The 15,934-nt window shown below is 39.3% G+C and carries 19 protein-coding genes; 2 read left to right on the forward strand and 17 right to left on the reverse strand.

Annotated elements, in window-relative coordinates:
* Window positions 1–102: 102 nt before the first annotated feature.
* The 12 genes from AB4484_RS23695 to AB4484_RS23750 all read right to left on the reverse strand — a co-directional run bounded on the left by AB4484_RS23695 (window position 103) and on the right by AB4484_RS23750 (window position 10,558).
* Window positions 103–1,515, reverse strand: a complete 1,413-nt coding sequence (locus tag AB4484_RS23695; RefSeq protein ID WP_372080632.1) for an alpha-amylase family glycosyl hydrolase — start codon at window positions 1,513–1,515, stop codon at window positions 103–105.
* Between the two features lie 655 nt (window positions 1,516–2,170).
* Entirely contained in the window at window positions 2,171–5,173 is a 3,003-nt protein-coding gene (locus tag AB4484_RS23700) for a hypothetical protein (protein ID WP_372080634.1), read from the reverse strand.
* Window positions 5,174–5,259: 86 nt separating this feature from the next.
* Window positions 5,260–5,517, reverse strand: a complete 258-nt coding sequence (locus AB4484_RS23705; RefSeq protein WP_372080636.1) for a hypothetical protein — start codon at window positions 5,515–5,517, stop codon at window positions 5,260–5,262.
* An 84-nt stretch (window positions 5,518–5,601) separates the two neighbouring features.
* A complete protein-coding gene (locus AB4484_RS23710; RefSeq protein ID WP_372080638.1) occupies window positions 5,602–6,165 on the reverse strand; it encodes a recombinase family protein in 564 nt (187 codons plus the stop codon).
* Window positions 6,166–6,302: 137 nt separating this feature from the next.
* Window positions 6,303–6,539 carry a hypothetical protein gene (locus tag AB4484_RS23715; RefSeq protein WP_372080639.1) on the reverse strand — a complete coding sequence of 79 codons (237 nt, stop codon included), beginning with the start codon at window positions 6,537–6,539 and terminating at the stop codon, window positions 6,303–6,305.
* Window positions 6,505–6,831 carry a hypothetical protein gene (locus tag AB4484_RS23720; protein WP_372080641.1) on the reverse strand — a complete coding sequence of 109 codons (327 nt, stop codon included), beginning with the start codon at window positions 6,829–6,831 and terminating at the stop codon, window positions 6,505–6,507. The genes AB4484_RS23715 and AB4484_RS23720 overlap by 35 nt, the downstream gene beginning before the upstream one ends.
* A gap of 24 nt (window positions 6,832–6,855) precedes the next feature.
* Entirely contained in the window at window positions 6,856–7,374 is a 519-nt protein-coding gene (locus AB4484_RS23725; RefSeq protein WP_372080643.1) for a hypothetical protein, read from the reverse strand.
* 4 nt (window positions 7,375–7,378) lie between these two features.
* The gene (locus AB4484_RS23730) at window positions 7,379–7,771 is read right to left on the reverse strand and encodes a hypothetical protein (protein WP_372080645.1); all 393 of its coding nucleotides are present in this window, start codon (window positions 7,769–7,771) and stop codon (window positions 7,379–7,381) included.
* Complete coding sequence (locus AB4484_RS23735; protein WP_372080647.1) at window positions 7,764–8,231, reverse strand: hypothetical protein; 468 nt, start codon at window positions 8,229–8,231, stop codon at window positions 7,764–7,766. The genes AB4484_RS23730 and AB4484_RS23735 overlap by 8 nt, the downstream gene beginning before the upstream one ends.
* Window positions 8,228–8,476 carry a hypothetical protein gene (locus AB4484_RS23740; protein ID WP_372080649.1) on the reverse strand — a complete coding sequence of 83 codons (249 nt, stop codon included), beginning with the start codon at window positions 8,474–8,476 and terminating at the stop codon, window positions 8,228–8,230. Before AB4484_RS23740 ends, AB4484_RS23735 begins: the two co-directional genes overlap by 4 nt.
* A 129-nt stretch (window positions 8,477–8,605) precedes the next feature.
* A complete protein-coding gene (locus tag AB4484_RS23745; protein WP_372080651.1) occupies window positions 8,606–9,406 on the reverse strand; it encodes a hypothetical protein in 801 nt (266 codons plus the stop codon).
* A gap of 285 nt (window positions 9,407–9,691) precedes the next feature.
* On the reverse strand, window positions 9,692–10,558 hold the full coding sequence (locus tag AB4484_RS23750) for a hypothetical protein (protein ID WP_372080653.1): 867 nt from the start codon (window positions 10,556–10,558) through the stop codon (window positions 9,692–9,694).
* A gap of 94 nt (window positions 10,559–10,652) precedes the next feature.
* Here AB4484_RS23750 and AB4484_RS23755 point away from each other — a divergent pair, with 94 nt between their 5' ends.
* Entirely contained in the window at window positions 10,653–10,868 is a 216-nt protein-coding gene (locus AB4484_RS23755) for a helix-turn-helix domain-containing protein (RefSeq protein WP_102328413.1), read from the forward strand.
* A 34-nt stretch (window positions 10,869–10,902) separates the two neighbouring features.
* Here the strand turns inward: AB4484_RS23755 and AB4484_RS23760 are convergent, their stop codons facing one another.
* Window positions 10,903–12,447: a recombinase family protein gene (locus AB4484_RS23760; RefSeq protein WP_372080655.1), complete on the reverse strand. Its 1,545-nt coding sequence runs from the start codon at window positions 12,445–12,447 to the stop codon at window positions 10,903–10,905.
* Between the two features lie 25 nt (window positions 12,448–12,472).
* A complete protein-coding gene (ppiC, locus tag AB4484_RS23765) occupies window positions 12,473–12,754 on the reverse strand; it encodes a peptidylprolyl isomerase PpiC (protein WP_277815073.1) in 282 nt (93 codons plus the stop codon).
* Window positions 12,755–13,035: 281 nt separating this feature from the next.
* Between ppiC and AB4484_RS23770 the strand changes: the two genes are divergently transcribed.
* Entirely contained in the window at window positions 13,036–13,938 is a 903-nt protein-coding gene (locus AB4484_RS23770; RefSeq protein ID WP_372080657.1) for a chemotaxis protein, read from the forward strand.
* 82 nt (window positions 13,939–14,020) lie between these two features.
* Here the strand turns inward: AB4484_RS23770 and AB4484_RS23775 are convergent, their stop codons facing one another.
* The 3 genes from AB4484_RS23775 to hutX all read right to left on the reverse strand — a co-directional run bounded on the left by AB4484_RS23775 (window position 14,021) and on the right by hutX (window position 15,901).
* Window positions 14,021–14,581: an ATP--cob(I)alamin adenosyltransferase gene (locus AB4484_RS23775; RefSeq protein ID WP_048610703.1), complete on the reverse strand. Its 561-nt coding sequence runs from the start codon at window positions 14,579–14,581 to the stop codon at window positions 14,021–14,023.
* 112 nt (window positions 14,582–14,693) lie between these two features.
* Window positions 14,694–15,224: a heme utilization protein HutZ gene (hutZ, locus tag AB4484_RS23780; RefSeq protein ID WP_019826823.1), complete on the reverse strand. Its 531-nt coding sequence runs from the start codon at window positions 15,222–15,224 to the stop codon at window positions 14,694–14,696.
* Window positions 15,225–15,379: 155 nt separating this feature from the next.
* Window positions 15,380–15,901: a heme utilization cystosolic carrier protein HutX gene (gene hutX / locus AB4484_RS23785; RefSeq protein ID WP_172378735.1), complete on the reverse strand. Its 522-nt coding sequence runs from the start codon at window positions 15,899–15,901 to the stop codon at window positions 15,380–15,382.
* Window positions 15,902–15,934: the final 33 nt, after the last annotated feature.

Genomic DNA, 15,934 nt, shown 5'->3' on the forward strand with positions numbered 1-15,934 from the left:
GCGACTGAAATCCGCGTAACTAATAAACAGCTTCAAATAAAAAGCCCCGCTTACTGATTGCCAGTAGCGGGGCTTTCTTTTCAATCTTATCTTTCTAAACGATTAGACGTAACTCATAACAGATTCGGTCGAGTTGGTCGTCAGCATCATGCACTGGTTAGGCTCAACCTTGATGGTTAACTCCTTACCAACACAGTCAAACACTTCTCCAGACAACAAGTCGGTCACTGCACCAGTCCAATTTAATGAGGCTGTCTTGCTTCGTTTCGACTTGTTAATCACCACAATGCCTTTATCACCACGGACAAACACCAACAAATCATCATTCGCTTCAACCACACGCATCGCTTCGCCATGAACATGGTTATGGAATTGAATCATGTTTTTCATGTAAGGCGCTTGCCAGTCGTTGAGCCAACGAGGCTGACCGCTCTTGTCCAGAATACCGCTGGTGCTCAGTTCACTGTAAACAAGCGGCACACCGCCGTCTCGACCAAGAATGAAAGCATGAGCCAATCGCTCATCCACTTCATCCATCACATGCTCCAAAAACACCTCGTTGTTTGGAATATCATGAGTTACCGCAAACGTGATGGCTCGCATATTCGACAGAGCTTGACCAAAACAGTAAGGGTTAATCAAAGACTTAAAGCTGCCCTGTTCTTCAAATGCTTTGAAGATAGTGTTGAACAACGGGAAATCGTACGCCCCTAAGCGAGTGTGTTTGAGATATGGCTCAAGGAACAGCTCATACTCTTCTTCTGTCGCACCGCCATCGGTAATGATCTCACCGAAGATGTGCATTTCTTCGCAGATGTCATCAGTCCACACCTTGCGTAGGTGTGCCAGTGTCATGTGCTTTGCCGCGTCAATACGAAATCCTTTCACACCAATGTCTTTCAGTGCTTTTAGGTAGGCTCTTTGTTGTGCCACCACATTATCGTTATCTAGCAGCGTTGGCAGACCAGGATCGCTCGCGCCACCGGTAATACGCCCGTTTTGCACTTCCCACGTGTCTTTCCAGTTCTTGATACCAAACGCTTCCACGAAGTCGTTTTCATCGAATAAAGGCTCAGAAAGATCACCAAACAAACGTATGGATTCATAATAGTCAGCATCTTTTTGATAAGACGCCATGTCTTGCTGATTGGGATACGTTAGATCACCGCGGATACCCGATTCGTTGGCCATATGGTTAAACACGACGTCTACATAGGTACGAAGCCCGTGTTGCTTTAACGTGTTCACCATCGCAGTGAAGTCTTGCGTGTCACCAAGTTGATTATCGATCACACGATAATCTTGGGGTTGATAGCGCTGCCACCATTGGGTGCCAGAATTTCGGTCGCAACCTTTAGGGCCGCGCAGCGATTTCATCGCCGGTGATACTAAAACAGATTTATAACCCAACTCTTGGATCAGTGGGGCGTTCTTCATTACGTCAGCGTAGCACCAGTCAAAGGCATGCAATATGACATCTGTCGCTGGGTTGCTTAACATAGCTGAACTCTCCATGTTGTTCTCCTACCAAACTCGTTTACAGCTTTCTAGATAAATACAAAGGCTAAAAGGCAAAGCTGCATAAATTTCCTTAAGAATGGTATTTATTATATGAGTTACTCATTAAAACCCCTCATCCTCCCACCGATTAGTCACGGCGGATGGTTAAGGGCGTAGCGCCAATTATCGCATAACGTCTGGGATGAACACTCAACCATTGTGCTTTTAAATGCACCAAAAAGTGACAAAAAAGGAGCGTATATACGCTCCTTTTATTCAATCTAACACATATTTATGACTAAGTTCTGTAAAGAACCTTAGTAACATATTCATTGCAATGTAGTTATTAAAGCTAAGCAGTGAAAATTGTGTTTAACAGCTCTGATTCTCAGCTTACGATGTCTAAGCAGACTTTAAACCATCATGTCCTGTAAAACACCTTAGTAACATACTCATTGCAATACACCGTTCTGAAAGTTTACTGAAAGTGATGCTTAAAACGTTAGTAAGGCTGCTTCATTAACTGCTAGTAAACTTGTTAAGTAATTAAATTCGAAACGTTAAATTCAAGCCCCTGAAAACACCTACAAAGCCGATACTTGTAAAGCCGTTTTATTTGTTACTGTTCTGAACAAAGTAGAACCGCACAAAATCAAACGTGTTTTTCAACTCAGGAGAGTCTGTTTGCGGATTCCGTGATTAGAAGTCTACCTAACTTACTTTCCATACATCTAATTAAATCAATCACAATTGGTGTATCTTGATGAGGAGCTAAAATATCTAAAATTTTCTCCTCTTCAAGAACTGACATTATTTCACAATAATAATTTAAATTATCATTATCGATTAATTTATTTAACAATGAAGATTCAATCAATATATTAAAGTATGATCTATTTTCAACTCTTGGGTTTCTCGATAAATCATAAATAAATGAATTAAATTCACTTTTACTTTTTTCAGAGAGGATTCTGAAAATTTTAACAATATCATCACAAGGTATCAATGATAGATTTTCTTTATATAGTTTGTACACACCTTCTATCCCAAATCTATCAATAACAGCATTATATAGTACCTCATCAAATTGATGAGCTTTAACTCTATTTAATTTTATATCTGGATGACAAATAAAAACATTTGAAACTTCCTTCATTACAAGATCACTTTCAGAGTATTCTAATGATATTCGTATCCATTCATTTATTTCATCATTATTCTCTTTTATTAGCTGCAAGTAAATAAAGTAATCTATAATATTGATTTGTTGATTATCAAAATCAGCCATAATTCTAATACCTGATAACTTCGACCACTTTAAAAACTCTTTCAAAAAGCACTCAAAATGATAAGTACCAAAGATATATGGTTGATTTTTTACCATTCGAAAAACATTAAGAATTCCATGAGGTTTAATATTAGCCATAGCAAGAATAAAGCTTTCAGTAGCCATAGGTTGCATCGGAGACCCTATGCGACTCATTAACTCAGGAGCTACGGATTCTGGTAGATTTTCAATATGAGTTAATGCTCGAAGTGTCGGAATCATATGCAAACCTGCAAAGCTTTCTGGCATATTTCTTACTATACGAGAGAGCAAAGTTATTCCCTTTCTTTCAGCCAATGCCTTCCAGCCTAAATCAGCACAATCGACATCTTCTGAATTTACCCAACATTCTAATTCTTCATCCGAAAATTCGTTAACAAGAATACAAAATAATCTAGACTTAATATAGCGTTCAACGTCAGAAGTTAAGAGACCGTATTTAATTGAAGAAATCCATTTACTGTCTATCTTTTCAAAAGCATAGGTAAAATGTTGTTTATTTTTTTCAGACATGTTGTAGAAATCTAATGCGATTAATTCAAATAGTTTTCTATCACCGCATTTAATCAATACATTAGTAACATCCCAAAAACCACTATACTTATCAAATTCAATAATGATTTTTTCAAAATTATTATAAAGCCAATATGCTAGTTTTTTGTTTCTCCCTCTATCCGCAGCACTCCTGATGAAGTAAAAATTACGATCACTCAAAAAAGAAGTTAAATTATTTGATATCCACTTCGGTAACTGATCTGAACATGAAAAATAAACTCTCAAAGCCTCATTAAACTGAACATGCCCTTTTAAATATAGTTCTTCAATCCAGGTTGCCCAACGTAACTGACCAGAGCTACAGATTACATTCATGATTATAAATATATCATCATTAAACTTTAATCTTTCTTCTATCAACCTTCGATTAGCCCAAAGAAAATCAATAGAAATTACATTATAGAAACCATGTATATTAAATCGATGAGATATTAGTTTTTTGGTAGCAGTTAGAACATCATCAAATTTATCATTTCGTTTAGAAAGATACACGCTTTCTATTGCTCTATAAATGTCAGAATTAACTTCAGATTTTAAATTATCATTAACAACAGAGTCAAACCTGTTTAAGAACTTATTATATCTTCGGTTATTTTTTACAAACGGAATAAAATTTGACGCAATAGTAATGTCATAATCAATTATTTCAATAAGTTCGTTTTCATCAGGAATATCAATAAGAGAACTACCTAACGAAACATATGCACTATGTCTAAGTTTGAAGTCTCTTACAAATTCATTTTTAATTTCATTCCATTTGAAGAATAAACCACAACCAACCAACCACTCCCAATATAAATCATGTATAGGCTCTAAAGCACCATTTCGTTTGCAGAAAATTCCAAGATTATTTATAGTATAAGTAAATTTTTCGTTTGTATTTTTTTGAAAATTACTTTTAAAAGACAATTCAAAAGAGGACCAACTATTTTTCTTTGAATTTAGTTGAAAATCCAATGAAGTAGTTGATAGCGAAAAAAGCAAATCACTAGTAGAGTTGAAATCAGATGTTATTCGATAAAAGTATTCTTGAAGGAGCTCTGCCTTTATTTTCAAGCTTTCATCTGACGAAATATAAAGTATGAGCATTAGTGGGTAGCTTAACAACTCACCTAAGGAGAGGTCAATGTTTGTAGGCAACCCATATAACCCCATAAAGTCTGACACTTGCTCGGAAGTTAACAGATTGAGTTTCCAATAATTCACATCATTAATGAAATTTATCGGCCTTGATGTCATAACAACTTTAGATTCATTAACTAAGCTGAGTAGCTTCCTTATCTCAGAATCTTGTTTAATTCCACCAGATAATTCACTGACACCATCAAATAAAAAAACAATATTTTCAAATTTAGAAATTTCTTTTAAACTGCAACCATCATATGACTGTTTAACAAAATTATTAACTTCTTCTATTGATGAAAAATCTCTAATTGCAATATATATTGGAATATATTCTGTTTCTTGTAACAAATAACTACCTAAGGCCCACAGTACAGAAGATTTACCCGCACCACCATTTGCAACAATCAGTTCTATTTCATTGTTGTTGAACGGCAAGCACCTAGCTTCCAAAGTTATAGTTTCTTGTTCAGTACTTTTAGACAGTAAACGATTAATAGGTTGGATACTTGAATAAGCATCATCAAATCTATTTTTATCTGAAAGTAGCTCTAATTGGATGTCGTTTGGTTTGAATATATCTAAGAGAGATTTTGAGGTTTCTTTTATTTGCTTTGAAGAAACCCTTGATTTTTCAGTAAAATATTTTTCATCTCTACCGTTAAACAAAAAAATATTTTCTACTTCAGAATTAACTAAACTTACTTGTTGCGAATTTTCATAAATTGAAGCTTCTTCAATATTATCTGTATCATTTACTGTTTTTTTTTATTCGTTTGCTTAACACTACCCAACACCGTACTACGTTTAAGTTTGAGCGATTGAGCTGATTCAGCTTGAAGATCATTGTCATCAATATCTTGCTCAACATTACCACGAACTTCTGCATCTATGATGTTGATACTTTGCTTTTTTTTAAGCTGCTTCTTAACAAAGATGTAAGAACAGAAACTAAATATTACTGAAGCAACAATACCCGATAAAATCGAGCCAATACTAAAGTCTTCCATCATAAACCTCACTCAACTGAAGTTCATATGCTACCAAGAAGCTAGTTTTGCCACAAGGCATTGATTAACTTAGCTCTTATTTAAACTCTAACCACTCTGAGATAACAACGCCTTTATTCGATATATTGTTGCTCTGCTAGTCAAATATTCTCTTGCCAAAGACGAAATCGACGTTCCATCTGCAAGTTTTTGCTTTATTTCTTCGCGTAGAGTCTCGTTAATAGCAGACTTCCGACCGCCTTTGTTACCTGTTCTTTCTCTGCCACTTTGAAGACGATCAACTATGATTGAATGCTCCAACTCAGCAAACACACCTAATAGTTGTGTCATCGCTCTCTGCATAGCGTTATCGCTCGTTGTATCAACTTGTCCGTCAAGCGTTTTTACTTGCACACCTTGCTCTTGTAGTCGCTGAATTGTTGCCAGAATAATATTCAAGCTGCGTCCCATTCGGTCAAGTTTCGTCAATACAACAACGTCCCCTTCACGAACATAACCAAGCAAATCATCAAGCTTTTTTCTGTTGTCGTCTGATTTTCCGCTTTGTTTGCCGTAGAATATTTTTTGACACCCAACTGCTGTTAGTGCTTCAAGTTGTGCTTCTAAATTTTGATCTTTCGTTGAAACGCGTGCATATCCGATTAACGCCATTTTATTACCCTGTACGGTTGTTTGTAGTTTCGAACATCTTAGGCTCCACCGTACGAATGCCTCAACCTGTACCTTTCGTACATGTACGTATGCATGCTCAAACAACCGCACAGCAGACACAAAAAAAGAGAGCAATGTTAGCTCTCTTGAATATTGTGCTTGATTGACGAAGACAGCAATAACTCTTTGTTTGATTGCGCTCTTATCTTTTCTTCCGCCATCACTTTTTGTCTGATGGCATTCATAGCTGATTCATCAACTTTGCGCTGTCTTAATGCTTCATCAAGAGAGCCGACCATCCGAAGTAAATCAAGCGGCGTGCCTTCCCATGAATCCATTTCAATGACTTGTGTTTGCTTGACTACTTTCAGCATTGGCGTGCTCCATGATCGACTCTAACTCACTTCGATTAAGCCATTTAAGATAGTTGCTGCTCACCATATTCTGTTCATCAATCACTTGCTTGTGTATGCGTTCTCGCTGCCTTAAATGACTCTCAATGTATGCCAGTAACACTTTTTTCTGAATTACTGCGCCATGTTCACCGAGCAAGCTTTGCTTTAGTAGCTCATCAGCATCAAGTGTTTCAATATCAATGATTGCAGCTTTGCCCCGTTTACTGCGCTTTCCTGCTTCACTGCCACGTTCTGAATTAAATTGACTCATATTGTTTCCGTTATTTTTTCGTTATTATTTTTGTTTTACTGCTCGTAACGCTTTAGCCGCCAGTAATACCGATACAATGTTATCAATGTCACCTGTTAGCTTTGCTTCTCGTATCCCTTTGATTAACCGCATATTGCCGTTAATCGAATGCTCATCACGAAATAACACCACAAGCAATTTCGGTGTAGACACCGCTTCAACGACATCCATCATTTCGGTAATAGCATCGTCTTCATACTCTTGATTCAACTGCAACAGTGTATCGATCGCATTAAATGCAGCCACTTGAGCGGCTCTATCAGCATCAAAGCTTGTCTGTAGATTAGCAATTTCAAAAGCGAGCGTATTGATGCGCTGAGCGTTGTACTCTCTTGCTTTCGCTATCATAATACGGTGCTCAAACCGAAGCCTGTTATCTTCCGTTTCTTTATCGAGATACCAACGCTTTAACTCGCTCTTCGCTTGTGTCACTGCGTTAGTGAGAAAGTGACTTTCTTCAATCTCGCTGTCTATTAATGTGCTGTGCTCTGCAAATGTTCTCATTTTGTTACCTCAAAAAATCTTTAATCGTGACTGATTTACTTCTGATTGATGCGCCCTTAGCAACATCATGCACCGTTTGCCGAGTCAGTTTGTTGTTAAGTTCATGATTGAACTGCTTAAACGTCTTGCCTCTAAGTAGCCAATCTATATCGGCTTTGATGTCTTGTTCGTTCTCTTGAGCAAGACGATCTTTTACTGCGATAAGCTGATGCAATGCTTCAATGTCATTGTTGATAAATCGAGTAAAGCAATCTCTTATCTCGTCCATTTCTTGCGCTGTAAGCTCTGTGCTTAATCGCCGCTGAGCTTCGATTTCAGCCAGTTTGCGTACTGTTCTAGTGGCGTGACACGATTTATCTGTCAATGCCAGTAATGAGTGATATAGTTCGTTAAACATGATTGAATACCTTGATTTGATTGCTTTTGTTGAGAGCGATTTGATACAACACCGCCTGAGTCTGCTCTAAGTCGTACACGCCAAGTAAGTGCCGAATTGATTCGATAAACGCTTTAAACTCACTAACAGACATCATTTGATTCATTGCTTGATCGAATGTGAAAAGCGCCATCGTGCGTTCACCAAACTGTACAGAGAGCAATTTATTACGATGCCGCTCTTGTGCTTCTTTTTGCCGTTGCTCTTGCAGTGCTTGCTTTTCTTGTTGTTTATCAAATGCCGATGTCAGTCGATTGACTTCCTCGTGTGATAACCAGTGATGCAGTTGCTGAGATTCTAAAAATGCCGCTTGATATGCATCTTCTCTTTGTACGTGAATCGCTTCCAATATTTCATTTAAGTAGTATTCATGACGGCTGTTTTGCTGAATGTGTGAGAGATTAATATCGTTGATGATCATGCGAAAAATCTCTTTAAGTCGTTACATTTCAGCACCGTGTCATCAAGCAGCTTGTACTTACATTTTCGTTGCTCTTCATTGACGATATGATCTAAGCGTTCGATCATTTCCCGTTGCTGAATATCAACGCACTTTGTCAGCTCTTCACGCATCACAACGTTGTTACCCAGATGCAATTCAAGCCAAGTCGTTTCCGTGATTTCTTTCAAGCGAAAGCTTAAATAGTGTCGATTTGCTCTTTTCATTTTTTCACCGTTAGTTGTTGATTCACTAGTATTTATACCGTGCGAATCTCGTCAAAAAGTGCGTCATAGATGTATTCAGAGCAAAAAAACGACCTCGAATGAAGTCGTAAAAGAGATGATTTATTGTTGTTATTGAAAGTCTGCATCGAAGTCTAAGCTATCAAGCATCGCTTGCAGCTCGTGCTCAATATGATGCTCTCTAACACTGTGCTGCTTGTTAACTTCGAACTTTATTTCTAGATTCGATGTTACTTTGAAGCGTGAGTTCATCGCACGTGACGAATCAACGATATCGTCATCAAGCAGTTCATCAACTTCGCCGATTGTTGTTGCGTCATAGACGCTGTAATCACATCGAATTTGTTTGCCTGATTTCACTTTGATTTCTTCAAAGTCAATTTGAAAATCATATTCTGTCTGACCGATGCGAGCGTATAAATGTAGTATATCGTGTTGCTCAATCACTAAAAATGCTGCATTTGCAACATAACGACGACTCTTTTTATGTTTCAACGCACCCGTATAGAACGACGGCCTTTTGCGATTAGTCATACGCTCAGTAAGCAGAGATTTAAAGTGCGACTTTGTATCTTCAAACCAGTCTAGCTGTGCTTGTCTTTGATAGTCGTTCTCTATTCGATTGATCGCATCTTTCAAGTTAGAAAGTGACTTAGAATTACGATGAAAATTGATGATACATGTCAGCTTTGTATCAACACCGCCGAGCATGTTACGCCCGTTAACTTTGTGTACTGTGTTGTCGTGTGAGAAGTTTAAATCTGAAGCGAAATTGCCGTATTTCTTGATGAGCTTATCACTCGTGTTTTCGATAAAGCTATGCGATATAGAATTGAAGTCACTTGCTTTTAAGTGTGTTGTATTCGGAAGTTCATATGTGTAATTGTTGATTTCAAGTAATGTTGTTTTCATGCTGTCCCCTTCGTTGCAATACAATTATGTTAAACGCCAGATAGAGTGTGTTAAACATTATTTTTCAATTACTAATCATCGAATTGACTAATCATCGAATTGACTAATAATCTAATCAACTAAAGATCTAAGCGTCTAAAGACAAGCATTTTTTTGCAAGCAAAAAACGCTCACCTTGTACGCAGAAATCCTGCCTTGCTTCGCAATATATGAATGTGCATGAACTTGTTGAAGTGATTGAAAAGACGATCAAAAATCCAATTTAATGACCGCCTTTAAATTGATTTACTTGTTAGTGAGTGAATCGACTGTATTGCGCATTGCTGCGCACTGATTTGAAAAAGTTAAGTAGTCATGCTGCCAAAGATAGCGAGCTTTGTTTAATCCCTTTTGATGAGCTTGAGCGTATGCTTGCTGATCCCAGTAGTGCTTTCCATCGACCTTTGATTTAATGTCATTTCGAGCATAGCTTTCTGATTCTCTTAACACCTTTTGAGTACGCTTATCACCCGGCAAGAAAAACGTTCCCTTTTCCATGCAGACTTTGATTGTTGCGATCCCTTGCGCTGTATCTGATAGCTCCCGTATGTGCCACTGCGCTAGTTGATCCGCTCTTGCTTTCTTCTCAGATTCAAGCTTTTTCTGTTCTTTATTTCGTCGCTGTTCATCTTTGTGATAAGCCACCAGCTCTTTGAATTTCGGTATCACTGTAGTAGCGTAACCCTCAGTAAAGCCAACCGTTTTGCCAAAGATGTTCGTACGCTCAACATTTGCCGTACATTGCGAAACATCAACGCTATCGCTACTCACATAACCAAGTACTTCATCAAGCGGCTTAAAGTTCTTTGCATAACTTCTAACTTTCGTGATGTAGAGTGTCCCTCGCTTCCCATCAAGAGAGCTACCAGAAAAGCCACAATTCACCATGTCAGAAAGCGCTAGATCAAACTGCATCGGCTCATTTATCACAAAATTAAAACTTAGCGGCTCAATGTAGTTTGGCGATATATCGACCTCTTGCGTTCTCGTCATAACGCTTTGTTGTTCAGTCTCTTTTACTTGCTGCCCCGTCGATTGACAGCCCATCACTGCTAACGCTGATGTAAACAATGTTGCTATACCACTTCTTTTTACCATTTGTCTCTTTTTCATTCTCATTCCTATAATCATCAAATGCTCCATCAGTAGAGCATTTTAACCTATGTTAAATGAGATTATTTTGCTCCACAACCAGAGCAAATTAACAATGAAACAAAATGTGACTGGCTCGAAGATCCGTGAGGTCAGAAAGAGCAAAAAAATTACTCAAGAAATGATGATTGCCCGCTTGCAGAGTAACGGCTTTGATATGAGTCGCTCGACCTATTCAAAAGTCGAGCTAGAAATTAGACAAGTACGTGATTTTGAGTTGATTGCGTTTGCGACTGCATTAGATGTTAATGTTAGCCTTTTTTTTGAATGACAATGATAAACTCCTATTGTTTACTAGATTAACTCTAGTAACTATATGACTCACATTCTTCAGAGTCTTCAATTTCCCACGGCTCTCGATTGTCTTCTGTACCCTGAGTTAATAACGAAGCATAATCTACGACTGTGTTACCAAAGCCGTATTGCTGATCTAAGACAAGATACTTCTTGATGCCGTTGATCTGTTCAATCACGACTTTCCATTTACTTGTTTGACCAACCTTTTCAATACAATAGAATCGTATTTCACGAAGAACTTTTCTCAATTCAATATTACGTTGCTCAACATCTTCAATGTTTGAGATAAGACTGAAGTCCACTTTTACATCTACGTTATTCTGGTCTTGAGCTTTACTTTCCTCAATCAAGTCCGAGACTTCTTTGATATCAGCATAAACACGAGCCAATGCTTCTACATTTCCGTTTTTTGTTAACAAGTCTACTGTAGCATTTAGTGTCTCAAGTCGTTGTTGATACTCTGAAGTTCTACTTACATACAGAGTTGAACTAGATTCATACTTCAAGAAGTGAAGAGCTTGATTTAGATAAACTTCCGGCTCTCTGATACGCTCAATTTGATTACAACTACCTTCGGTAGCTCTGACACACATCTTGTAAGCACGAGGTTTCCCTTTGTAATTACTCGTGCGAGTCGTCATTGCTCCCCCACAAGCACCGCATTTTAGCAATCTTGAGTACGCCCCACGCTTAGAAGTTCTTCCAGCTTGTTGTCTTGTGTTTAGTACTTGATATTGTTCATGCTTAATCAAAGCGGGAAAGATGTCAGAAACGATCTCAATCGGCTCTTTATTCATTCGACCATCTTTGCCAGTGTCAAAGTATGCTTTTGCACCGTAAAGAGCATGATTTTGAATAATTGCTCGTACACCGCTAGCAGACCAAGCAGAGTCATTGCCAGTAGTCATTTTAAGTGAGTTTAGATGTTTAGCGGTTGATTGGTGGGATTTGCCTGCTAGCTTGCAGTTGATAAGCTCTTCAATCGTCGCTTTCTTGTCGTTGAAAGTGAAGCCGTCACCATCTCTTGATATCCATGCAGGTAACTTCCCTGTAACCTTCTTATCTCTCCGAGCCTTCTCTCGACTCGCCTTAATCAATCTTGACTTACGTTCAGATTCTTCTTGTGCTCGCTCAGCCGACAGCATCAACATAATGTTGTCGAATATATTGTCGATGTTTGAAGAGTCGTAAACCTTGCCATCTTTAAGCATGACCAGACGAACACCCGAAAGTACTAGCTGATGCACTAATTCTTGAGTATGTCGCCACCCTCGACGACTTAAACGGTCATGATCTTCAATAAGAAGATAGCTGCCACGAACAATTTTTCCCATTCGTATAGCAGCGATCAAGTCTTCTAGAGCAGGGCGCTTGCCACCCTCTTTAAAAGCTGAGACACCGAGGTCTTCATAAGTTTGAGCGGATAGCTCAATATTATTCTCCGAACACCACTTTTCTGCGACTTCAATTTGTCTCCGAAGTGAATCGCCTTGTTCTTGTTTTTTAGTACTAAACCGAATGTAAAGATAAGCTAATCCTTTGTTATCTTTCATATAAACCTCTCAGATTACGAGTGCATTATAATCTGTATAGTACTTTCACCACATGCCAACCGAATTTTGTTTTCACAAGGTGTGGTACAAGCGTCTCGCCAGAGAAACAAACCTTATCAAACTGAGGCACCATTTGACCTTTTTTGAACTCGCCTAGGTCGCCACCCTTTTTACCAGATGGACAGGTTGAATGTTTCTTCGCTAGCGTTTGAAATTTAGCGCCCTTTTTAAGCTGCGTCATGATGTCTTCTGCTAGTTCTTTATGCTTCACCAAAATATGAAGCGCTGCTGCTGTTCTTGCCATGATAATTCTCAGTTTGTTGCTGCCAGTTTACTTACGACGGTTGCTTAGAATATCGCTAATGAACTGACCGTTGTAAATCTGTTTGCCGCTAACGGCTTATCGACATAAATTCATCGACAGCCAGCGTTTAGCGTGATTTTAACCCAAGAACCGCTATTCTTCACTCTATAACCGAAAACAACTGCCTTAAAGGCCATTAAAAACCGCATCGTGACTTGCTGCGGCTTCCATTTCCCTTTAAATTAATCCTTATAAATTAAGCGCGTATTAAGTAGGAGCCACTTATGGCCAAACCGATCAGTAAAGCGAGTCAGTCACAGGGAATGTTGATGTTCAAGTTATCCCTCACTCAAAGTTTTGCGATTGGCACGCTTAAGGTCAGAGAAATCGTCCCTTTTCAGCCGATGACTCAGATCCCCTACTCCCATCATCACGTGATTGGTACAGTGACTATCCGCGACCTTACGGTTCCAGTGATTGATATGTCCGCTGCGATTGGCTTCCGTCCGATCACACCCGCTGAATACCAAGATTGTGTACTCATCGTTACTGACTGTTTGAGAACAGTTGTGGCGTTCTTGGTTCGTTCGATTGATAAAATCATTGAATGCGACTGGAAGAGCATTGAATCTCCACCTACGAGTGTGGGTCGCAATGTGTTTGTTACGGGTATTACACGTTTTGAAGACCGTATTGTGCAAATGCTCGACGTGGAACTGCTGCTTTCTAAGATCTACCCAGCTTATGAGAATGCGCACATCCCGATGCTGACCGATGTAGAAAGGGAACGCCTCAAAGCGTTGAATATCTTATTGGTGGATGATTCCTTGATTGCGCGTAAACAGTTATCTGATGCCTTAGACAGCATCAACATCCCTTACAGCATTTGTAACAACGGCTTAGATGCCATCGACCTAATGCGACGCCAAGCCAGCGCTGGCAATGCCATTGATCTTCTGGTGAGTGATATCGAGATGCCGGGATTAGATGGTTATGAGCTTGCATTTGAAGTGCAAAACGACAGCGCTTTAAGTCACGCTTACTGTATTTTGCATACCTCACTATCCAGTGAGATCTGTGTTGACCGTGCCAATCAGGTGGGGGCGCATGAAGCGCTTGAGAAGTTCAATGCGGGTGAATTAATCGAAGCTATGCTACGCCTCTACGGCTGCTTAGGCTCAGTTTAGAAGCTAAACCTAGCATAGTGCTCAATGGTTTAGCTTCTTAGTCACTTCTTTCTTCAAATCTTAATAAGAATAGAGCTAACCGTTAGTCTTTGTTTTCTGGCATAGACTTTTTCGGCATAGAGTAGCTCTTACTCACAAATTCCACTTCCTCGACTTCATTCACATGATTGGTAAAAGAGGCCAATGCATAGAGAGTGTTCGCGACTAGGTTGGCGTATTTAAAAAGAATCGGGTCTGGCGACTTTTTGCTTTCATGATGTTCAATACTCACCAAAGCTCGCACAACTTTCTTAGCCTGACAACGACACAAGTGAAGTTCACTAGATACTCGGTGTCCACCGGGTAAGACAAAGCCTTTAAAACCACCTTCTAACTGCTCACGGATACGATGATAGTCTTGCTTGAGCTCGACCAATTCAGACTCGGTGATGGCAAGCTTACCGCGCACAGAGCCATTCAAATGGTAGATGTTTGGCTGCAAGCGTTGCAGGATCTCACGAACCTGAGGCTCTAGCTCTAAAGACAACACCAATCCAACTCGGCAACAAAGTTCATCCGACAAAATCTCAAAATCACAGATAGGACTGTCTTCATAGATAAACGGATAACAAAACTCGTCCCAATCTCGACTTACTGGTTTCACGTACCGATCCTTACACATAAATAGTCATCAAACGCCAATATACCAAACTCTTTGATTTAGACATAAAAAAGCCCTCACATTGGAGGGCTCCTGAAGAAATCGGTTAAACGAATTATTCGTTAGACACTTTTTTGTGGCCTTCTTGTAGGTGAACGAAATCCACCAGATCGTCGCCTGACACTTGATATGCCTGACCAAAGCCTTTAACGAACAGGCCGTTCTCAGCTTTAAGGTTGAACAGAGAGAAGTCTTGAAGTTGGCTCAAACCATCAATGATTTCACCAAAACGCTCTTGCATCTGTCCAATAACTTGAGTCCAAAGTTCTGTTTCACGCTCAATAACACTTGCTTGAGCATCAAACGTTAAACGCTTACGTGCGTAAAGCTGCTTCGAGCTCTCTTCGTCTTCAATCATCATCAAAGAGACTTGAGGGTTCGCTTTCAAGTTACGAGCATGACGAGCAATATCAGAAATTAGAACAAAGTAACCTTCTTGGTTCTGAACGAACGGTGCGTAACTTACGTTCGGGCGACCTTCTTCATCAACCGTTGCAAGTTGAAGGGTACGGCGCTCTTGGCGAAACTCTTTAATTTCTGGACCTAAGCGACCTTGTAGACGTTCTTGTTTTACTTGCTGTTCCATGGGTAATTCCTTTCTTCACTTTCTCTGATTTATTATTTTTGCCCGAGGTTGAGCGATCATTAGCGAACTAAACGATCCTCGAGCATTGATGTCTTGTTTAAGCCAGTTAGCAACCCTATGTCAGATTGCTGCTGATTATTTACTATTGACTGTACTTAAGCTTGTTCTTTTAACGCTTTGAAGCGTTCTACTTGGTCGGCAATAAGCTCACGCTTTTCGTTACGGCCTAGGTAAATCTTAAAAATATTTTCGCCGGTTTCACTGAAGAAGCCGAAGTAATGACTTTCACGACCCATAAACGCCTTGCTCACCAAACCGATATGTTTAACGTTATCAAGTTTAAGGTGGCCATGAAGCTCGCCCTCTTTGCCCATCAGATTGTAGTAACCACGCGCTACTTTACCTTTCGGGAATGGCGCTTTAACTTCAAAGATAGAACCAAATGAGTGCACGATAGTAGTCACAGGGCCCCAACCCACTAAACCTTCTAGAATCTCTTGAGCACGGCTGCCATCTAGCATTACCGCCATGTCGTTTGGAAAAGCAGCAACCACTTCAACTTCTGAAACACCTAGCTTCTCAGCAATTACTGTTGGCAGTAGTTTTGGCTCTTCTTCTAAAATTAGAGCTACGCGTTGTTCTAGAGTTTCTGTCATTTCTAATGTTGTATCTGTCATTGAATATGTTCCGTATAAACGAGTAAGTTATAA

The organism is Vibrio sp. 10N.261.46.A3, from assembly GCF_041472995.1.
Lineage (GTDB): Bacteria > Pseudomonadota > Gammaproteobacteria > Enterobacterales > Vibrionaceae > Vibrio > Vibrio coralliirubri.